Annotated in this window: 21 protein-coding genes; 15 read left to right on the top strand and 6 right to left on the bottom strand. The window is 52.9% G+C overall.

Annotated elements, in window-relative coordinates; translation table 11 throughout:
• Positions 1 to 13 precede the first annotated feature (13 nt).
• From coaBC to argB, 5 genes are read left to right on the top strand one after another with little or no spacing between them, the layout of a single operon-like run.
• A complete protein-coding gene (gene coaBC / locus J9253_RS04855; protein WP_210223549.1) occupies positions 14 to 1,234 on the top strand; it encodes a bifunctional phosphopantothenoylcysteine decarboxylase/phosphopantothenate--cysteine ligase CoaBC in 1,221 nt (406 codons plus the stop codon).
• Entirely contained in the window at positions 1,221 to 1,676 is a 456-nt protein-coding gene (gene dut / locus J9253_RS04850; RefSeq protein ID WP_210223548.1) for a dUTP diphosphatase, read from the top strand. The genes coaBC and dut overlap by 14 nt, the downstream gene beginning before the upstream one ends.
• Before the next feature lie 3 nt (positions 1,677 to 1,679).
• Complete coding sequence (locus J9253_RS04845; RefSeq protein ID WP_210223547.1) at positions 1,680 to 3,080, top strand: phosphomannomutase/phosphoglucomutase; 1,401 nt, start codon at positions 1,680 to 1,682, stop codon at positions 3,078 to 3,080.
• A gap of 34 nt (positions 3,081 to 3,114) precedes the next feature.
• Positions 3,115 to 3,435, top strand: a complete 321-nt coding sequence (locus tag J9253_RS04840) for a DUF3144 domain-containing protein (protein WP_210223546.1) — start codon at positions 3,115 to 3,117, stop codon at positions 3,433 to 3,435.
• On the top strand, positions 3,413 to 4,300 hold the full coding sequence (gene argB / locus J9253_RS04835) for an acetylglutamate kinase (RefSeq protein ID WP_210223545.1): 888 nt from the start codon (positions 3,413 to 3,415) through the stop codon (positions 4,298 to 4,300). The genes J9253_RS04840 and argB overlap by 23 nt, the downstream gene beginning before the upstream one ends.
• Here argB and J9253_RS04830 read toward each other — a convergent pair.
• From J9253_RS04830 to thiL, 3 genes are all read right to left on the bottom strand, one after another.
• Positions 4,221 to 4,901 carry a DUF4124 domain-containing protein gene (locus J9253_RS04830; RefSeq protein ID WP_210223544.1) on the bottom strand — a complete coding sequence of 227 codons (681 nt, stop codon included), beginning with the start codon at positions 4,899 to 4,901 and terminating at the stop codon, positions 4,221 to 4,223. The two genes, argB and J9253_RS04830, sit on opposite strands and share 80 nt — an antisense overlap.
• A gap of 162 nt (positions 4,902 to 5,063) precedes the next feature.
• Positions 5,064 to 5,642, bottom strand: coding sequence for an SPOR domain-containing protein (locus J9253_RS04825; protein WP_210223543.1), 579 nt, complete (start codon positions 5,640 to 5,642; stop codon positions 5,064 to 5,066).
• Positions 5,643 to 5,717: 75 nt separating this feature from the next.
• Complete coding sequence (thiL, locus tag J9253_RS04820) at positions 5,718 to 6,668, bottom strand: thiamine-phosphate kinase (protein ID WP_210223542.1); 951 nt, start codon at positions 6,666 to 6,668, stop codon at positions 5,718 to 5,720.
• A 135-nt stretch (positions 6,669 to 6,803) separates the two neighbouring features.
• Between thiL and J9253_RS04815 the strand changes: the two genes are divergently transcribed.
• Complete coding sequence (locus tag J9253_RS04815) at positions 6,804 to 7,454, top strand: arginine N-succinyltransferase (RefSeq protein WP_210223541.1); 651 nt, start codon at positions 6,804 to 6,806, stop codon at positions 7,452 to 7,454.
• 17 nt (positions 7,455 to 7,471) lie between these two features.
• On the opposite strand, the gene nagZ is transcribed toward J9253_RS04815, so the two are convergent.
• Positions 7,472 to 8,554 carry a beta-N-acetylhexosaminidase gene (gene nagZ, locus J9253_RS04810; protein ID WP_210223540.1) on the bottom strand — a complete coding sequence of 361 codons (1,083 nt, stop codon included), beginning with the start codon at positions 8,552 to 8,554 and terminating at the stop codon, positions 7,472 to 7,474.
• A gap of 43 nt (positions 8,555 to 8,597) precedes the next feature.
• Between nagZ and J9253_RS04805 the strand changes: the two genes are divergently transcribed.
• The 3 genes from J9253_RS04805 to J9253_RS04795 are packed head-to-tail and all read left to right on the top strand — an operon-like array spanning position 8,598 to position 12,948.
• Positions 8,598 to 9,338, top strand: a complete 741-nt coding sequence (locus J9253_RS04805; RefSeq protein ID WP_210223539.1) for a spermidine synthase — start codon at positions 8,598 to 8,600, stop codon at positions 9,336 to 9,338.
• A gap of 42 nt (positions 9,339 to 9,380) precedes the next feature.
• Positions 9,381 to 10,958, top strand: a complete 1,578-nt coding sequence (locus tag J9253_RS04800; RefSeq protein WP_210223538.1) for a peptide ABC transporter substrate-binding protein — start codon at positions 9,381 to 9,383, stop codon at positions 10,956 to 10,958.
• Positions 10,959 to 11,013: 55 nt separating this feature from the next.
• Positions 11,014 to 12,948 (top strand): PHA/PHB synthase family protein, encoded by a 1,935-nt coding sequence (locus J9253_RS04795; RefSeq protein WP_210223537.1) that lies wholly within the window; start codon positions 11,014 to 11,016, stop codon positions 12,946 to 12,948.
• A gap of 22 nt (positions 12,949 to 12,970) precedes the next feature.
• Here the strand turns inward: J9253_RS04795 and J9253_RS04790 are convergent, their stop codons facing one another.
• Both J9253_RS04790 and J9253_RS04785 read right to left on the bottom strand, forming a co-directional pair.
• The gene (locus tag J9253_RS04790; RefSeq protein WP_210223536.1) at positions 12,971 to 13,879 is read right to left on the bottom strand and encodes a CPBP family intramembrane glutamic endopeptidase; all 909 of its coding nucleotides are present in this window, start codon (positions 13,877 to 13,879) and stop codon (positions 12,971 to 12,973) included.
• 130 nt (positions 13,880 to 14,009) lie between these two features.
• Positions 14,010 to 14,324, bottom strand: a complete 315-nt coding sequence (locus J9253_RS04785; protein ID WP_051542552.1) for an ArsR/SmtB family transcription factor — start codon at positions 14,322 to 14,324, stop codon at positions 14,010 to 14,012.
• 136 nt (positions 14,325 to 14,460) lie between these two features.
• Between J9253_RS04785 and oppB the strand changes: the two genes are divergently transcribed.
• From oppB to J9253_RS04755, 6 genes are all read left to right on the top strand, one after another.
• On the top strand, positions 14,461 to 15,381 hold the full coding sequence (gene oppB / locus J9253_RS04780) for an oligopeptide ABC transporter permease OppB (RefSeq protein ID WP_210223535.1): 921 nt from the start codon (positions 14,461 to 14,463) through the stop codon (positions 15,379 to 15,381).
• Positions 15,374 to 16,219 carry an ABC transporter permease subunit gene (locus J9253_RS04775; protein WP_210223534.1) on the top strand — a complete coding sequence of 282 codons (846 nt, stop codon included), beginning with the start codon at positions 15,374 to 15,376 and terminating at the stop codon, positions 16,217 to 16,219. The genes oppB and J9253_RS04775 overlap by 8 nt, the downstream gene beginning before the upstream one ends.
• 64 nt (positions 16,220 to 16,283) lie before the next feature.
• Complete coding sequence (locus J9253_RS04770; RefSeq protein WP_210224537.1) at positions 16,284 to 17,030, top strand: hypothetical protein; 747 nt, start codon at positions 16,284 to 16,286, stop codon at positions 17,028 to 17,030.
• 204 nt (positions 17,031 to 17,234) lie between these two features.
• Entirely contained in the window at positions 17,235 to 17,591 is a 357-nt protein-coding gene (locus J9253_RS04765; RefSeq protein WP_210223533.1) for a HopJ type III effector protein, read from the top strand.
• Positions 17,560 to 18,018, top strand: a complete 459-nt coding sequence (locus J9253_RS04760) for a nitric oxide reductase activation protein NorD (protein WP_228291507.1) — start codon at positions 17,560 to 17,562, stop codon at positions 18,016 to 18,018. Before J9253_RS04765 ends, J9253_RS04760 begins: the two co-directional genes overlap by 32 nt.
• Before the next feature lie 85 nt (positions 18,019 to 18,103).
• Positions 18,104 to 18,844, top strand: a complete 741-nt coding sequence (locus J9253_RS04755) for a hypothetical protein (protein WP_210223532.1) — start codon at positions 18,104 to 18,106, stop codon at positions 18,842 to 18,844.
• Positions 18,845 to 18,848 lie beyond the last annotated feature (4 nt).

Below are 18,848 nucleotides of genomic sequence, written 5' to 3'. Positions count from 1 at the left end.
GAAAACAAATCTTATGTCACTCCTCACTGGTAAAAACATCCTTTTAGGGATAAGTGGCGGCATCGCGGCCTACAAATCCGCCGAGCTGCTACGTCTGCTGGTAAAACAAGGCGCAAACGTGCGGGTGTGCATGACCGAATCCGCGCAAGCCTTCATTACCCCGTTAACCATGCAGGCACTTTCCGGCAACCCGGTGCACACCCAACTGCTCGACCCACAAGCCGAAATGGGCATGGGACATATTGAGTTGGCGCGTTGGGCAGACATCATCCTGATAGCACCCGCCACCGCGAATACGCTGGCGCGTTTAGCGTGGGGCATGGCAGATGATTTGCTGAGCACGGTTTGCCTCGCTTCCACCGCAACGCTGGCAGTCGCCCCCGCCATGAACCAGCAAATGTGGAAAAACAGCGCGACCCAGCACAATATCCACACCCTCAAAGAACGCGGCATCAACGTATTCGGCCCCGCCGAAGGGGTGCAAGCGTGTGGTGATACCGGCTTTGGGCGGATGCTGGAACCCGCTGATGTGGTACGCGAACTGGAAAACGGCAGTGCCAGCAGTGCCTTGCTGCACGGCGTGCAGGTACTGATCACCGCAGGCCCCACCCGTGAAGCCATTGACCCGGTACGTTTCCTCACCAACCGCAGCTCCGGCAAAATGGGTTACGCTGTAGCACGGGCAGCAGCACGCATGGGCGCAAACGTCATGCTAGTTTCCGGGCACGTAGCGCTGGAATGCCCCCCCGGTGTGCAACGCATGATTACCGAATCAGCAGCCGACATGCTCAAGGCCACTTGCGAACAAGCCAGGCAAGCCGACTTGTTTATCGCCACCGCCGCCGTTGCCGATTATACCCCCACAGCAGTCGCTGACCGGAAAATCAAGAAGAATGCCGACACCCTTCATCTTGAAATGAAACGTACCACCGATATTCTGGCTACAATCAAGCAGGAATACCCGCACCTGTTTACTGTCGGCTTTGCCGCTGAAACCCACGACCTGATGACTTACGCCCGCAGTAAACTGGAACGCAAAAACATTGACATGATTGCCGCCAATTCTGTCGCTGGCGGTAAAGCCTTTGACCAGCCCACCAATGCGCTGGAAGTGGTCTGGAAAGACGGTCATACCTCCCTGCCAGAAATGGACAAACAACAGCTCGCCGAAGCACTCATGCAACTGGTAGCGGCACAATACAAGCAACGGAAACAGGCTCATGGCAACGATTGAATACAAAATCCTCGACCCCCGTATCGGCAGCGAATTCCCCCTGCCTGACTACGCCACCACGGGCTCTGCCGGTATGGATTTACGTGCCTGTCTGGATGCAGCCATTCCCCTAAACCCCGGTGATACCACGCTGATTCCTACCGGCATCGCCATTCACATTGGCGACCCCAGCCTTGCAGCCGTGATTTTGCCGCGCTCCGGCCTTGGGCATAAGCACGGCATTGTGCTCGGTAATCTGGTTGGCCTGATCGACTCCGACTACCAAGGGCAGTTATTCATTTCTTGCTGGAATCGCGGCAACGACAGTTTCACCATCCAGCCGGGCGAACGCATTGCCCAACTGGTATTTGTCCCCGTAGTACAAGTTGCCTTGCAGCAAGTGGAAGACTTCAATCAATCACAACGCGGCGCAGGCGGCTTCGGACACTCAGGAAGGAGCTAAGCTATGACTATCCCACACTCCCCGATTGCGCATTCATTGTTTCGTGCCTATGACGTGCGCGGTGTGTATGCCGACAACCTCACCGAACACAGCGTGCGCCTGATTGGGCAAGCCATTGGCTCACAATTACGCGACATGGGCACCCAATCTGTCGTACTCGGACGTGATGGGAGACTTTCCAGCCCAACATTAGCGCAAGCAGTCACGGAAGGTTTGTTGCAAGCGGGTTGCCACGTCACCGATCTGGGCATGTTGCCAACACCGGTGCTGTATTTTGCAGTGCAATCCGGCCTTGCCCCGCATGGCGTGATGATTACCGGCAGCCATAACCCACCCAACGAAAATGGCATCAAAATCGTCATCAATGGCGAATGCCAATACAACGAACAAATCCAGAATCTCTACGAACGCATTATCCGGGGTGAACTCTGGCATCAACCCCACGCGGGCAAGCTGCAAACCGCACCTATCCTGCCCGCCTACCAGCAAGCAGTCTGCCAGCAAATCCACCTGCAACGGCGTTTACGCATCGGGGTAGACTGCGGCAATGGCGCGACGGCACTCTTGGCGGAACAACTGTTCCGGGACATCGGCTGCGACGTACACCCCCTGTTTTGCGACGTAGACGGCAACTTCCCCAACCACTCACCCGACCCGACCCAGCCCGCCAACCTGCAAGCCCTGCAAACATTGGTGCGGGAACAAGCCCTGGACATTGGCATCGCCTTTGATGGTGATGGCGACCGCCTGATTGCGGTGGATGGCGACGGGCATATCCTCTGGCCTGACCGCATCCTGACCCTGTTGGCGCAAAGCGTCTTGCCTGAACAGCCGGGGCGGGTAGTGGCTTATGACGTGAAATGCACCTATCGGCTGGATAAAGCCATCCATGACGCAGGCGGCATTCCTGGCATGTGCATCAGCGGGCATTCCCTGTTGAAAAAATACATCCGTGAACACGACGCGGTATTGGGTGGCGAATTCAGCGGGCATATCGTGCTGCGCGACCGGGGCATGGAATACGATGATGGCATGTACATCGCCGCTCGCTTGCTGGAAATCCTTGCACAGGAAACCGCCAGCCCGGCAGACGTCTTTGCCCGCATCCCCGAAGGCTTTAGCACCCCGGAACACAAACTGCGCTTTGCCTCCTACGAAGCCGCCACGGCGGTCATGGCGATCTGGATGCAAGACCAGCAGTTGCAAGCGCAACGCCTGATTACCCTCGACGGGATGCGGGCGGAATACGCCGACGGCTGGGGCTTGGCACGTGCATCCAACACCAGCCCTAGCATTACCTTACGCTTTGAGGCCGATACACCGGGGCGACTGGAAGACATCCGCGCCCTGTTCCGTGCAGATATTCAACGCCTACAATTGACCCCGGAGGCACTGCCGTTTTAATCTTGCTGCCTAACTCCCCAAGGATGTGCATTACATGAGCAAGAAACCCGCCAATCCGCAAGATAATGACCCCGAATTCTGGGATCTTGCGGAAAAATTCATTGATCTAGCCAACAGTTCTGTCGAAACCTGCGATTTAGGCAAAGTCGGTGCAGCCATGCTGTATGCCGCCGCCCGTTTCAATACCTTCGGTGTCGCGGCTACCTCCCTTGACCGCAAAGAGTTCATCGCCGACGCTGATGACACGATGGACTACCTCAGCAAACAGTTCCGCCACATGCTCGGCGACAACTTGCGCGACTTCAAGGACAACTACAAGGTCTATATCAAACATGACGACGAACAGCCCGAATAATACTGCCGCCATCCTGATGGAGGCGCTGCCTTACATTCAGAAATACTCAGGCAAAACCATCGTAGTCAAATACGGTGGCAATGCCATGACCGACCCGGCTTTGCAACAGAGTTTCGCCCGCGACATCGTGCTATTGAAACAGGTCGGCATCAACCCGGTGGTGATCCACGGCGGTGGCCCTCAAATCGGTAACTTGCTGAAACAGATTGGCAAGGAAAGTCATTTCGTTGACGGGATGCGCGTCACCGATGCCGAAACCATGGATGTGGTGCAAATGGTGCTGGGCGGGCTGGTCAACAAACAAATCGTCAGCATGATCAATCAGGCAGGCGGACGCGCCATCGGCTTGACCGGCAAAGACGGCAATATGATCCTTGCCCGCAAATTGGTACTGGAACGCAAAGCCCAGGAAAACCAGCCCTCCGAAATCATCGATCTTGGTCACGTGGGTGAAATCACCAACATTGATGCTAGCGTCGTCAGGATGCTGGAAGAAGACCGTTTTATCCCGGTCATTGCCCCGATTGGCGTGGGTGAAGATGGCACCAGTTACAATATCAATGCTGACATCGTAGCGGGTAAAATGGCTGAAGTGCTGAATGCCGAACGCTTGCTGTTGCTGACCAATACACCGGGCGTCCTCAATAAAGAAGGCACTTTGCTGGAAGTCTTGAGCCAGCAAGATATTCAGGATCTTATAGCGGATGGCACGATTCAGGGTGGTATGTTACCCAAACTCGCTTGCGCCACGGATGCGATTGCTGCCGGGGCAAAAAGTGCCAGTATTATTGACGGTCGAGTGCCGCACGCAGTATTGCTGGAGCTTTTGACGGATCTGGGTGTTGGGACGATGGTGACTCGTTGAGCAATTTGCTCAGGCGCTCATGGTCTTTTTCATAACCCTGACGTAAACGGTCTTGCTCGGTCTGGTTTTCCTGTAAGGCGTAATCGTAAGCGGTCAGCGTGTTTTCCGCTTCCAGAACATAGCTATTGAGCTTTTCACGCTGGGCAGCTTCCTCAACCTTGTCCAGTTGTGCTTTGACTGTCGCCAGCTTGCTCTTCAGTGACTGGCGACGTTCCGCAATCGAACGGGTATTCTTGTCCAACACCGTCAGCTTGCTGTTGAATACCGTTTCCAGCTCAGTCGTATCCGTATAATTAGCCAGCAGGTGGTTATCTTGCTCCTGCTGCTGGTTATCCAAGGCATCGCGCAGTTGTGCCAGCGTCTCACCGCGTTTCGCAGCGGCAATGTCTGCCGGGCTGGGTGCGGCGGGGAAAGTTTCAACGGTCATGCCCTGCTTGTTGAGTTCGCTGTGTCCGTGTTTTTCGACGCTGGCAGGCACGACATCCGAATAATGGACACCACCCGCATCATCAACCCAGCGGTATAAACCCGCTTGCACTGTTCCGCTTGCCAACAGCAGCAAGGCAATGAGTGCGGGGTAGAATGTAGTGATCCTGAACATGACGGATAAAAATCTCATATGACTTATATATAACGATTTTTAGCATTTACCTAAACATAAAGTGTAGAGCAAACGGAAGAGCGGGGTAATTGATGCTACGAAATGCCAAATGCCCCCATTAATGGAGGCATTCTAAGAATGCATTAATGCTTACACCACTATTTAACGGACAGTATAGAAAGCATCCGGTGCGCCACTGGAACGGATACGCCCCAAGTTGGATTTTGCTTCACTTTCGCTGCTGAACGGTACACGCACCTTGTAATAACCTCCGACCTGATCAACCACCGCATTAAAGCCCATCGACTGCATCTGACCACGCATGGACTCAGCCGTACCGCTGTTGCCGCTGGCCAATACCTGTACGGCGTAAGCACCACCTATCGAGTTGCTGGCAGTACCGCCACTTGAGCCGGGTGCAGCGTAGTCGTAGTAACTACTGCTCGTAGGTGTTGCCGTTGCGCCATAACTAGGAGCAGGTGCTGCACCATAACTAGGAGCCGCGCTCGCTCCATTATCAAAGTAAGAGGCGCTAGAGGTTGTACCGGTATTGGCTGCTGTCCCGGTGTTATAACCGTAATCAGTGCCCGCCGCTGGAGCCGTTGCCCCATAACCATTGGTGTTGTAATTACCACCTGTGGTCGTGCCCGCCTGAGGAGCCGTTCCTGGGACAGGTGCGCAACCAGACATCAATACTGCCAAAGTCAGCGCGGCAGCTCCCACTTTCATATTGTTTTTCATATTCAAGGCCCTAAGTGATTGTTATTTTGATAGACCATGGTATGTTTGCAAAGGTTCCAACACAAGATGCCATTCTCAAGAAAAATGTTCGTATCCACACCGCTTATCGGAAAAAGCGTAATCTAGCTGTAAATCAACCTGCTGCGCGTCGATTTCCCCAATGACGGTAACCCCAATTTTCTGTTTGGACGCCTCTTGCCGCACAACAGCTAACAAGGTTTTGGGCAAGGTAAATAATAACTCATAATCGTCCCCCCCCCTGAGTGCAAAGTCCAGTCGTTGATCAAGCGCAACGCTGGTCAATGCGGGTGAAACCGGCAGCAAAGCGTGGTGCAAACGCGCACCTACCCCCGATGCTTTCAGCAAATGCCCCAGATCAGCTAACAAACCGTCAGAAATATCCATGCAGGCGGTTGCCCTGCCCTGCAACACATTTCCCAATCCCAAGCGTGCTGTCGGATAATTCAGGCGTTGGACGCAGTACTCCGCCGCCTCTGCCGCCAAAGCCAAACGGTTTTGTACTACCGCCAACCCGGCTGCTGCATCCCCCAGCGTCCCTGACACACAAATCAGGTCGCCGTGTTGCGCCCCACTGCGTAATAATGCCTTGCCCGGCGCTGCCAGCCCCATCACTTGCAGGGTGATGCTCAACGCCCCACGAGTGGTATCCCCGCCTATCAGGAAAATACCGTGTTGTTGTGCCAGCTCGCGCATTCCGCGTGTAAATTCGCCAACCCAAACCGTGTCAGCAACCGGCATTGACAACGCCAAGGTAAACCAAGCAGGTTGTGCCCCCATCGCCGCAAGATCACTGAGGTTGACCGCCAGCGCCTTGTACCCAATAGCATGGGGTGGGGTTTTTACTGGGAAATGGATTCCTTCATTGAGGGTATCAACAGAAATAATCAGTTCTTTATCCAGTGGTATCCTCAACACCGCAGCATCATCACCAACGCTGATCCGCACCGTCGTATCAGGGGATGCGTCCCACAAAAAGTATTCGCGGATTAGATCAAATTCCGACATACTACCGCCCGTTAATCGTTAAATAATAGACTCTGGCAGATTTCCATAAACCCAGCCAGACGTTTTATGCTAAATGCTAACAATGACAATGACCCAGCCTCAACAGGCTCGTACATTATTCTTGCTGGAGCATAAATGAGCACAAGTTCAGAACATAAGATTGGGTGTTTGCACTTAATAGGGCTGATATTGCTGACGGTATTCATCTCCGTCAGCGTCACGCTGTGGGTAGTACAGTATTTCCTGTTCCCCAAACCTTTTCAGCCCGTCACCCTGAATACCCAGGAAACCTCCGTACTGGAACGCAAGCTCCAGCAAATTGGCCTGCCTGAGCTGATGGCAAGCACACCCACCCCCGACCTGAAACCGGAACCTTATACCGAGATCGGGGCGAAACGCGAAATTGCCCTCACCGAAAAAGAGCTGAATGCCTTATTGGCAACAAACACCGACATGGGCGAAAAGGCTGTGATCGACCTTGCTGACAATCTCGCCAGTGCCAAAATCCTGCTGCCACTCGACCCAGACTTCCCGTTTATCGGCGGCAAAACCCTCAAAGTGAACGCTGGCATAGAACTCGCCTATGCCAATGGTCACCCCATCGTCAAACTCAAAGGCGTCAGCGTCTGGGGAGTCCCCGTACCTAACGCTTGGCTAGGCAACCTAAAAAACGTTGATCTGGTCAATGAGTTTGGCAGCAATGCCGGTTTCTGGCAGTCATTCGCCGCTGGTGTTGAAGACATCCATGTTCAAGAAGGCAGCTTGCTCATCAAACTCAAAGAGTAAGCTTCACATCTTCCTACCTACAACACCGTTCCGCCGCGTGTGGTAGGGTCATACGCCAAGGTCACACCCGACACACTGTAAGCCGCAAATTGTTCCAACACCGTTTCAGCTTCTGCCCAATACGGATGCTGTTGCACTTGTACCAGCGGGGTGAAATGGCGGCTGTATAAACGCGCCAAGCGTGCCTGTGCTGCCGGGTCACGGTAATCCGCCAACGCTTCTACCACCGTCACGGCTGCCGCACGGTTATTGCACATCAGTAACTGGTCACAGCCTGCTGCCAAAGCTGCTTGCGCCCGCCCGACAAAATCCCCGGCTGCCGCCGCTGCGGCCATATCCAGCGCATCGCTGAAAATCGCCCCCTGAAACCCCATCTTCCCGCGCAAAATCGTCTGTAACCACGCGCTGGAAAATCCCGCTGGTGCGTCATCCACACAAGGGTAAACCACGTGGGAGGGCATCACCGCTTCCAAGCCCTGAGCGATCAAATGCCCAAACGGCAACATATCTTCCTGCCACAGCGTTTCAAAACTGCGCTCGTCACACGGCAAAGCCTCGTGCGAATCGGCCGTCACCCCACCATGACCGGGGAAATGTTTACCGACCGACACCATGCCCGCCAGCCGCACCCCCTGCATCCACGCCCCGGTCAAATCGCTCACCGTTTGCGCTTGCTCACCAAAGGCACGGTCGCCGATGACCCGACTTAAACCCCGGTCAATATCCAGCACTGGGGCAAAGCTGAAATCCACCCCCACCGCCTGCAACTCGGCGGCCATCAACCAGCCCATGCGCTGCGCAACCTGACCTGCCGCAATAGGTGACTGTTGGTACAAAGCCGCGTAATACCCCGCTGGTGGCAAACGCTTGAAACCTTCACGGAAACGTTGCACCCGCCCGCCTTCTTGATCCACCGCCACCAGCAAATGCGGCTCACGTAGCGCCCGGATACTCGCCGTCAACGCCGCAAGCTGTGTCGGGTTCTGGTAATTACGCGCAAACAGGATCACGCCACCCACGGCCGGGTGCTGCAATAATTCACGATCTTCGGCACTCAATTCAGTACCTGCCACATCCAGCATCACTGGCCCCAATGACATTTCCTTGCTCCTTTTAGTCACACACTTGTGATACGTTTACGCCATGATACAAACCTTACACCACAGCGACGATGAATTCGGCTCCATCACGGTACTCGACGATGGCGAATGCCGCATTCTAGCCTTTGCACCCAACGATGAGCAAAGCCGTTGTTTGAAAGCCACCCCCCACGTACTGCAATACGAATACACCCAAGCCATGTTGCTGGTGCTACTATTTTGCCAACCGAAACGGGTACTGATTCTAGGCTTGGGCGGCGGCAGTCTGGTCACAGCTTTACACCGCCACATTCCCGGCATTCACATCACCGCCGTGGAATTACGCGCCACCGTGATCGAATTGGCACACCGCTATTTCCAGATGCCGCGCAGCAAACGCCTGCAAATCATCCAGCAAGATGCCGATGACTTCCTGAACAGCAATGAGCTGCGTAAAGTGGATGTGGTATTTGCCGACCTTTACCACGGCGACGGGGTGGATCAGGTGCAATTACGCACCGACTTCATCGCCCGCTGTGCCGATGCACTCAAGGAAGATGGCTGGTTGGTGCTGAATTGCTGGACAGAACACCGCGAAGACCCCTTGCTGCGCGACGCCTTGCGCCTGCACTTTGCTGACATCCGCACCGTACTCACCGGTAGCAAAAACTGGGTGATTCTGGCGGGCAAAGTACCCGATTTCCAAACCACCCGTTCCTTAAAAGACACTGCCGAACGCCTCACCGCCTCACTCGGCTTTCCGCTAATGCGTTCACTGATGCGCTCACGGGCATTAGGGGAATAGCCTGTGTTATAGTGTTTGCTCCCTCAACGACAGGAAAAACTCATGCGCAAATTGCCACGCTTGTTACTTGCCCTCTGCCTGCTCTACAGCCCGTTTGTACTGGCTGAAACCGTGCTGAAACGCGGTAATGGCACTGAACCGGAAACCCTCGACATCCATAAATCCTCCGGGGTTTCCGAAGCGAATATCCAGCGTGACATGTTTGAAGGACTCGTGACCGAAGACGCATTCGGCAAACTCCAGCCCGGAGTCGCCGAAAAATGGGAAATCAGCGCCGACGGCAAACGCTACACCTTCCACCTGCGTAACGACAGCCAGTGGTCGGATGGTACACCCGTCACCGCTGACGATTTCGTCTACGCCTACCATCGCGCCCTTGACCCGGCAACAGCTTCCGACTACGCCTTCATCCTCTGGCCGATTGCAGGCGCGGAAGCCTTCAGCAAAGGCGAGCAAAAAGACCCAGCACAAATCGGCGTCAAAGCCATTGACCCGCACACGCTGGAAATCAACCTCAAAGCGCCCACGCCCTATTTCCTCGGCATGTTGATGCACCCAATGGCCTACCCCGCCCCCAAGCAAGCCATTGAAAAATCAGGCAAGGACTGGATCAAGCCGGAAAATATCCGCTGCAACGGCGCTTACTGCCTAAGCGAATGGATTCCACAAGACCACATCAAACTGGTGAAAAACCCGCATTACCGCCGTGCCGCCGAGGTAAATATCGACAGCGTGTACTACATCCCTACCGAAGACCAAAGCAGCGAACTCAAACGTTACCGTGCCGGGGAAATCGACATCACCTACGACGTGCCCGCCGACCAAATCAAAACCGTGGAAAAAGATTTCCCCGCCGACTTCCGCAGCACGCCTTACATTGGCACGTATTACTACGCGCTCAATCTGGAAAATCCCGCCTTCAAGGGCAACCCCAAATTGCGCCGCGCCCTGTCACTGGCACTGGATCGCGACATCCTCACCGACAAAATCACCCAATCGGGCGAAATTCCGGCATGGGGCTGGGTTCCACCCGTTGACCACTACACCCAGCAAAACATGGAAGAAAAATCGCTGGATAAAGCCGCCCGCACCCAACTGGCGCAATCGCTGTACGCCGAAAGTGGCTATGGCGCGGACAAACCGCTGGAGCTAGAAATCCTCTACAACACCAGCGACAACAACAAAAAACTCGCCATTGCCATCGCTGCCATGTGGAAACAAGTACTCGGCGTCAAAACCAGCCTGCGTAACGAAGAATGGAAAGTCTACCTCAGCTCACGCAAGCAAAAGCAGTTTCAGGTCGTGCGTTCAAGCTGGGTCGGCGATTACAACGATGCCCACACCTTCCTCAGCCTGTTCAAATCTGATGTGGGTGAAATGAACACCGCCGGTTACAACAACCCCGAATACGACCGCCTGATGCAGGAAGCCGAAACCCAAAGCGACACAAACAAGCGCCGCGAAGCGCTGGAACAGGCCGAACGCATCCTGCTGGCCGATACACCCATCATTCCTATCTACTACAATACCACTCAGCACTTGATCAGCCCAAAACTGAGCGGCTGGGAAAACAACGTGATGGATGTCCATCAAACCCAGTATTTACGATTAAAACCATAACATAACATCGCAGCACCACAACCAAAATCAGAGACCACTACCAAAGGAGACACACATGGCCGACAACAAACAGGCTGCGGATAACCAAGCCGATATCGGTGCGCTAGGCTATGCCTCAGTGACCAAAGAAATGCAGGACAATTTCAAGCAGGTTGAAGAAGTCATGGCGGGTTTCAGCAAAGCCCACGAAAACATGAACCTTGACCCCTTCAACCTGAAAACAGCTTACAGTGACTGGGCAGAAGCCATCGCCAAAAACCCGGAAAAACTCATCGAAACCAATATGGCTTTCTGGCAAAAGTCGATGGAGCTGACTCAACAAGCCATGCAAAGCTTCATAAGCGGTCAAGCCGCGCCTAAAGTCATGGAAACAGCCAAATCAGACCGCCGTTTTAGCCATGAAGACTGGGAAAACAAACCTGCCTTCGACATGATCAAACAGTCTTACCTGCTGATGTCCGATTGGACGCGCAAACTGGTAGCCTCTGCCGAAGGGCTGGATGAGCGTACCGCCGAACGGGTAAAATTTTTCACCGAACGCGGGTTAGATGCCATCTCACCCACCAATTTCGCCATGACTAACCCGGCGGTACTGGAAAAAATCCGTGAAACCAAAGGTGCAAATCTGGTACACGGCTTGAAAAACATGCTGGAAGACCTCGAAGCCGGGAATGGTCAATTGCGCATCCGCATGACCGACACCAAAGCCTTCAAACTGGGGGAAAACGTCGCAGCCACACCCGGCAAAGTCGTGTTCCAGAACCGCATGTTCCAGTTGATCCAGTACACACCGAGCACCGAAAAAGTCCTCAAGCGCCCCTTGATGATCGTGCCACCGTGGATCAACAAGTTCTACATTCTCGACCTGCAACCCAAAAACTCCATGCTCAAGTGGCTGGTAGATCAAGGCCATACCGTTTACGTCATGTCATGGGTCAACCCGGACGAAACCTACGCTGACACCGGCTTTGAAGACTACCTACAGGCCGTTATCACCGCGATGGATGCGGTGGAGTGCGATACCGGTGAAGCCGATATGAACCTCATCGGCTACTGCATCGGCGGAACCTTGCTGTCTTCCACCCTCGCTTACCTGAAAGCCAAAGGTGATAACCGCGTCAAAAGCGCGACCTTCTTCACCACCATGTTGGACTTTTCCGAACCCGGCGAACTGGGACTGTTCATTGATGAAATCCAAATCAGCAACATCGAAGCCCAAATGAACGAACAGGGTTATCTGGATGGCAGCACTATGTCAGGTGCCTTCAACCTGTTACGTGCTAATGACCTGATCTGGTCGTTCTACGTCAATAACTACCTGTTGGGGAATGACCCGCGTCCGTTTGACTTGCTGTATTGGAACTCAGACTCCACCCGGATGCCTGCCAAAATGCATTCCTGGTATTTGCGCAACCTCTACAAAGACAACAAGCTTTGCCAACCTAAAGCTCTGAGCGTGGAAGGTGTAGAACTGGATCTGAGTACCATTGACGTGCCTGCCTGCTTCATTTCCACCCTCGAAGACCACATTGCTCCGTGGAAATCCACCTACGCCGGTGCTCGCTTGTTTGGCGGTGATGTACGTTTTATCCTGGGTGGTTCCGGTCATATTGCGGGTATCGTTAACCCGCCTGCCGCCAACAAGTACAACTACCGTGTCAGCAACGAGCTGCCAGAAAACCCAGATGCTTGGTTAGCAAACACCCAAATCAACGCAGGTTCCTGGTGGCCAGAATGGGATAGCTGGGTACGCACCCTCGCCAACAATGAACAAGTTGATGCCCGTCAACCTGGGTCTGGCAAACTAGCTGTCATTGAAAACGCACCGGGGACTTATGTCAAATCCCGTTTGGGAGAGGCGACACCCGTACTAGAGGCCACTATCTTGCCTGAAGCCTCAGCAAAAACGCCCAAGGCTGCTCCAGCGCCGCAAGCGGCCAAGAAACCTGCCGTCAAAAAGCCTGTGAAACCTAAAACCCCTAAGGTTTAACCTGCAAATCGGGGCAATTCACTTACTGTGGTTGCCCCAGCAGATTTGCTTTACGCCACACAAACACCACCCAGTAAAACAGCGCTGCTACCACTACAAAACTCACCAGACTGGACAGCGGGTCAACCTTCTCAGCCATGAACAGTGATGGTGCGGGCAAAGCTGAATTCGCATAATTCATAATCAGTACCGCAAACAGGTTATTGGCAGCATGTACTCCAATCGCCAGTTCCAGCGAATTGCTTTTCACCGTAATAATCGCCAAAAACAACCCCATCAACAGATACAACAGCGGGATCAAATATATATCTTCCCCCACCTCCGGGTTGGTCAAGTGCGCCGCCATGAACAGCAAGGAAGACCCCAGCACCGGCACAAACGCCCGACGACTCCACAAGCCCAAGCTCTGCATCACATAACCCCGGAAAAACAGCTCCTCTGCGGCAGCCTGAAGGGGCGTCACCACCAAGGCAATCGGCAAAAAAATCAGGAATTGCTTAGGGTCAAAAGTCATTTGGAAGACTCCCGGCTTAAGCCAGACTTCCACGGCGGCGGCACTGGCAATCAACACAAAAAAGACCGTAAACCCTTCGAGAATGCGCTTCCAGTCAACAGTGGCAAGCGGTGTCAGCAAGCTGATAAAATGTCGATTGTGCAAAAAACGCACAGCCAAGAACACCCCTAACAGCATTGCCAACAAGGTAAAATTAATCGCCAGATACGGCCACAAGCTGTCAATGCCTGTAAAATGCAAGGTATTCAAATCAACATCGGTAGCGGGGTTATCATCCCCCAGCAACATAACCACCATGATTCCTAACGGGATGACCCCCAGAATCTGCCAAAAAAAGATAATCAGTAACAGACCCAGCAGGTAGCGCCACCAATGATTTTTGCCAAGACTAGCTAGGGTTAGATACTGCGTATTCATTATTTTTCCTTGATTTTGCATAAAGATGTAGCATTTATTTATCTGAGTGTAGTGCATATTCTGGAGCACACACACTTTTCCAGACAACCATAATCAGGATGAATAGGCAAATAATATTGATAGAATGAATTTATTTCAGAGAAGAGCAAGCCCTCAGCAGGGCACGGCGGGATTCAGCAAGACGATAGTAAACCCGGTTGGCAACCCGGTGTGAAGACAACAAGCCCTTGTCACGCATTAACCCAAGGTGTTGGGAAATGTTACTCTGTGTTGTGCCGACACTATCGACAATTTCCTGCACGGTCATTTCAGTGTTTTCCAGTAAACACATGATTTTCAAGCGTAAAGGATGAGAGGCCGCTTTCAGGGAACGGCTCGCGTATTCGATGTCTTCATCTTGTATGGGGACGCCGTTAATAGTGATGCTATGATCTTGATTTTTCATGATTAACCCTACATAAATTAGTTCCAGAGTCTTGGCTAGCGGGTCAAAATCTTCTAGATTAGAATATTAGAATACACTTAATCTTAGGTGCTTTCAGAAAATTTGTCACTTTTAATTCGGAAAAGATCACAATCGTATGTTGCAGTATGTCTTCAAACGCTTGCTGGGTGCGTTGCCCACCTTGCTGGTCATCATTACCTTGGCATTCTTTTTAATCAGAATGGCACCGGGTGGACCATTTGACCGGGAGCGAGCCATTCCGCCGGAAATTGCCGCCAATATTGAACGCGCCTACCACCTCGACCAGCCGCTGGTGGTTCAATACGGCTATTACCTGCTGAATGTGGTGCAGGGGGATTTCGGCCCCTCCTTCAAGTACAAGGATCACACGGTCAGTAGCTTGATTGCACAAGGCTTTCCGGTATCGCTGCAACTGGGGCTGTTTGCCATGCTGCTGGCCTTGCTGGTGGGGATTCCGGCGGGAATGTTGGCGGCATTGCACCAGAATCGCCCGCTGGATCATGCGGTGATGGCGGTGGCGATGACCGGGATCACCATCCCCAATTTTGTGATGGCACCGCTGCTGGCGCTGGTGTTTGGGGTATTCCTGCACTGGCTGCCGGTGGCGGGTTGGGATGCAGGCTGGAAATCGGCCGTGCTACCGGTGATTGCGCTGGCCTTGCCGCAGATTGCTTACGCCGCACGGATGATGCGTGCCAGTATGCTGGAAACGTTATCCAGCCCGCATATCCGCACCGCGTTTGCCAAGGGTTTGCCGATGCGCCTGATTCTGTGGCGGCATGTGCTGAAAGGTGCGTTGCTGCCGGTGATTTCCTGGCTGGGGCCTGCGACGGCGGCCATTATTACCGGGTCGGTGGTCATCGAACAGATTTTCGGGATTCCGGGTATCGGGCGGCATTTTGTGCAAGGGGCGTTGAACCGCGATTATACGCTGGTGATGGGCGTGGTGGTGTTCTACGGGGCGTTGATTATCCTGATGAATTTGCTAGTGGATGTGATTTACGGGCTGATTGACCCAAGGGTGCGTTATGAATAGTTGGTGGGGCAAGGCGTGGCGGCGGTTGTTGCGCAATAAAATGGCGGTTGGCAGTGCGTTGGTGTTAATGGCGATTGCGTTATTGTGCCTGTTGGGACCCTTGTTCAGCCCGCACCCGTTTGATGAAATTTACTGGGATAGCATGGGCATTCCGCCAGACTGGAGCGCAGGCTTTTATTTCGGCACGGATGCGAACGGGCGTGATTTATTTGTGCGCACCTTGGTCGGGGGACAAATTTCGTTAATGGTGGGGTTGGCGGCGACTTCGGTGAGCTTGCTGATTGGGGTGTTGTACGGGGCAACGGCAGGTTATCTGGGCGGGCGCACCGATGCGCTGATGATGCGTTTTGTGGATGTGTTGTATGCCCTGCCCTTCATGTTTTTCGTGATTTTGCTGATGGTGTATTTCGGACGCAGTATTTTCCTGATCTTCGTGGCAATTGGTGCGGTGGAATGGCTGACGATGGCGCGGATTGTACGCGGGCAAGCTTTGTCGCTGAAAGGCCGTTCATTTGTGGAAGCGGCACGGGTCAGCGGGGTGAGCCATTTCGGGATTATTCGCCGCCATATTGTGCCGAATACGCTGGGGTCGGTGATTGTGTATGCGACGCTGACCGTGCCACAGGTGATTTTGTTTGAGTCGTTTTTGAGCTTTTTGGGGCTAGGGGTACAGGAACCGCTGACCAGTTGGGGCGTGTTGATTGCGGAAGGCGCTGCGCAGATGGAAACCGCGCCGTGGATGTTGCTGTTTCCGGCAGGATTTCTGGCGATAACCTTGTTCTGCCTCAACTTTGTAGGGGATGGGTTGCGGGATGCATTAGACCCGAAAAGTATTTGAGTATCCAGCGCGAGCCGCTTGCCCTATAATTTTCGCCCCATGACCCAATAAGGATTCCCCCGTGATGCTCTACCCTGCCAGCACTCAAAGCCTACTTGACGAAGCAACTGCCTTTACCGGACGTGGTTTCGACATTGTGTTTGATGACAGTTTGCCCGTTGATTCCAGTGTGCGTATCGGCGGGCGCGAAGGCCGTGACAACCATGAAATCGTGCTGCGTCGGCCGGGAGATGAAAACAACTACCTGATCGCGTGGCAAGCCGCTTTCGTGCTGCACCAATATCGCACTCCAGAAACCGAGCACGCCAACTTGAAACCGAATGCGGCTTACCTCGCCAGCATCAAGAATGAACTGCTGTCGATGCACCCCAGCATTCCCCTGTCGCAACGCGAAGCCTTCACCGATCACGTCATCGGCGGGGTGCTGACACAGTTGCGCTCGGTGCCCATCGGGATGCTGATTGATTTCCAACTGCACCGCGACTATGCGGAACTGCACGCTGTTCAACAACACTCTCTCACCCAGCAAGTCGTGGAACATATTGCTTGCTTGCAACTGACGCCGGAGATGTTCCCACGTACCTTGGTTCGTGCCAATCAGGTGATGAATGCGGCGCAAGCGCTGATGGTCGCTGAGTTATTCGACATCCCCGGTCTGTTTGAGCCTTACCGCACCGTCGGCATGGAAGCCGCTGCCGCTCTGTTACTGGAACCGTGTATGCAACAGATTTTCGACGGCACCACTGACCGTGAGCTGGTTGACTCTTGGAGCAGAACGCTGGGGTTGGAGAAGTGGTATCGGTGGGTTTGATTCCCATACTGTGCCAAATTTGCCTTAAATCCTATACCAGCCGATCATGATCATGATTATTATCTGTAACCAACATTGGTTGTGGCACGCGGTTGACCATGCGACTAATACCATTATTGCTTATGTGTCATGACTCACTCCTCTGCCAACTTAACCAGCTTTTGCACCAATGTTGCCGATAAACGATACCCAACCGAGACAACCATGCCCATCAACACCCTACTAACCCAACTCGCCACCGCCCCCGAGCAAATCGTCTTTGCCGACGTACTCGCCACCATCGCCGCGCACTACACCTACACCCCGCAAAGCTTCACCAATGGCAGCGCCGACGACACCGTAAGCAACCCGGCAGGCACCAACGAAGGCTCGTGCAAACTCTTCGCCTTCGCCCAATTGCAAGGCTTGAATGCAGCGCAAACACTGGCCTGTTTCGGCGAACATTACCGCGACGTACTGGCAACGCCCGACGGCACCAACCACGCCAATATCCGCACTTTCATGCGCCACGGCTGGGCAGGCATCCACTTTGACGGCAAAGCCCTGCAAGCCAACGACTAAGCATTACGCCTTGCGCCACACCAACAGCCGGAACAGCCAGCCAGTTATTGAAAGGAATACTTGGAACGATGAAGTGAAGGGGCGGCTGGCGGCAATGCAGGCGGGGTATTCGACGCGGATGGGCGCGGCGGTGCGTCATGCGGCGCATTATCTGGAGCATCAACAGGCGGATAAAAAACTGCTGCTGATTTTAACCGATGGCGAACCGTCGGATATTGACGTGGATGACCCGCAATTACTGACGCAAGATGCGCGGCAAGCGGTGAAAGAATTGGATCAGAAAGGCATTTACAGTTATTGCATTAGCCTTGATCCGCGAGCGGATGAGTATGTGCGGGATATTTTCGGCAAGCGCGTTACCGTGGTGGATAATGTGCAGCGGTTGCCGGAAAGGATGACACAGGTGTTTGTTACGTTGACGGGGTGATATTAATCTGGTTTTTCCACATCACATACAGCACAATACCCCTTCATTTTATGTTGGTAAATAATTTTTAATTAGGTATTGCGTGATGAAACTCAAATTAATAGTAGGGGCGTTGATATTCATATGGAATCCTGCTTTTGCAACTTGTTTTAATGTTGATAAAGCAGAGCCAAAAGAATTAACAGGAACATTAGAATTCGAGATATTTCCGGGGCCGCCCAATTTTATAAGCGTAAAAGATGGAGATATGCCAGAGCCAGCATATATTCTTACATTACATGAGTCTATTTGTATCCAAGGCTCAGATGCTGGCGGTAATGATGATGAAATTTCAGCGGTACATCTAATAACCAACGCTAATATATCAAAAAAAATGAAGGCATCAATAGGAAAAACCGTTGATGTAGGCTTATCAGAATCTATGATTGCAATGACAGGACATCACCACGCTCCATTAGTGTCCACCGTCACTAATATAAAAATTCATGAAGAAGGTGACATTACTGATGAGTATGGAACATCTGCAACTGTAATACGTGCGTTTTACTATGCTCTGAGTTTTGGACAGGGAGATAAAGCAGTCGAGTACATTGTTCCAGAAAAAAGACAAGGAGCTTTTGATCCAGACGCTTTGACAAAATTTTACGGCAATATGTCTGAACCATTGAAATTAGACTCAATAAAACCTTTAAGCGACGATAAGTACTCAGTTAAATACTCTTATAAGAAAGGAGAGAGTGCTTGTGATGGCGAAGCTACAGTGGATATGGTGAGCAGGAATAATGAAAGTTTGATAATGAAAATCAAAGCATTGAATGGATGTTGATGGA

Origin of the sequence: Thiothrix litoralis (assembly GCF_017901135.1) — a bacterium.
GTDB lineage: Bacteria > Pseudomonadota > Gammaproteobacteria > Thiotrichales > Thiotrichaceae > Thiothrix > Thiothrix litoralis.
Note: the sequence above shows the minus strand (reverse complement) of the source record. Positions and strands in the feature narration are given on the sequence as shown.

Bases quoted from the DNA above. Each gene is read 5' to 3' on its own strand.
- J9253_RS04800 (WP_210223538.1), top strand. From the start codon at position 9,381: ATGCGCAAATTGCCACGCTTGTTACTTGCCCTCTGCCTGCTCTACAGC.
- J9253_RS04775 (WP_210223534.1), top strand. From the start codon at position 15,374: ATGAATAGTTGGTGGGGCAAGGCGTGGCGGCGGTTGTTGCGCAATAAA.
- dut (WP_210223548.1), top strand. From the start codon at position 1,221: ATGGCAACGATTGAATACAAAATCCTCGACCCCCGTATCGGCAGCGAA.
- J9253_RS04840 (WP_210223546.1), top strand. From the start codon at position 3,115: ATGAGCAAGAAACCCGCCAATCCGCAAGATAATGACCCCGAATTCTGG.
- J9253_RS04815 (WP_210223541.1), top strand. From the start codon at position 6,804: ATGAGCACAAGTTCAGAACATAAGATTGGGTGTTTGCACTTAATAGGG.
- J9253_RS04755 (WP_210223532.1), top strand. From the start codon at position 18,104: ATGAAACTCAAATTAATAGTAGGGGCGTTGATATTCATATGGAATCCT.
- J9253_RS04785 (WP_051542552.1), bottom strand. From the start codon at position 14,324: ATGAAAAATCAAGATCATAGCATCACTATTAACGGCGTCCCCATACAA.
- oppB (WP_210223535.1), top strand. From the start codon at position 14,461: ATGTTGCAGTATGTCTTCAAACGCTTGCTGGGTGCGTTGCCCACCTTG.
- argB (WP_210223545.1), top strand. From the start codon at position 3,413: ATGACGACGAACAGCCCGAATAATACTGCCGCCATCCTGATGGAGGCG.
- coaBC (WP_210223549.1), top strand. From the start codon at position 14: ATGTCACTCCTCACTGGTAAAAACATCCTTTTAGGGATAAGTGGCGGC.
- J9253_RS04805 (WP_210223539.1), top strand. From the start codon at position 8,598: ATGATACAAACCTTACACCACAGCGACGATGAATTCGGCTCCATCACG.
- thiL (WP_210223542.1), bottom strand. From the start codon at position 6,668: ATGTCGGAATTTGATCTAATCCGCGAATACTTTTTGTGGGACGCATCC.
- J9253_RS04765 (WP_210223533.1), top strand. From the start codon at position 17,235: ATGCCCATCAACACCCTACTAACCCAACTCGCCACCGCCCCCGAGCAA.
- nagZ (WP_210223540.1), bottom strand. From the start codon at position 8,554: ATGTCATTGGGGCCAGTGATGCTGGATGTGGCAGGTACTGAATTGAGT.
- J9253_RS04830 (WP_210223544.1), bottom strand. From the start codon at position 4,901: ATGTTCAGGATCACTACATTCTACCCCGCACTCATTGCCTTGCTGCTG.
- J9253_RS04795 (WP_210223537.1), top strand. From the start codon at position 11,014: ATGGCCGACAACAAACAGGCTGCGGATAACCAAGCCGATATCGGTGCG.
- J9253_RS04770 (WP_210224537.1), top strand. From the start codon at position 16,284: ATGCTCTACCCTGCCAGCACTCAAAGCCTACTTGACGAAGCAACTGCC.
- J9253_RS04845 (WP_210223547.1), top strand. From the start codon at position 1,680: ATGACTATCCCACACTCCCCGATTGCGCATTCATTGTTTCGTGCCTAT.
- J9253_RS04825 (WP_210223543.1), bottom strand. From the start codon at position 5,642: ATGAAAAACAATATGAAAGTGGGAGCTGCCGCGCTGACTTTGGCAGTA.
- J9253_RS04790 (WP_210223536.1), bottom strand. From the start codon at position 13,879: ATGAATACGCAGTATCTAACCCTAGCTAGTCTTGGCAAAAATCATTGG.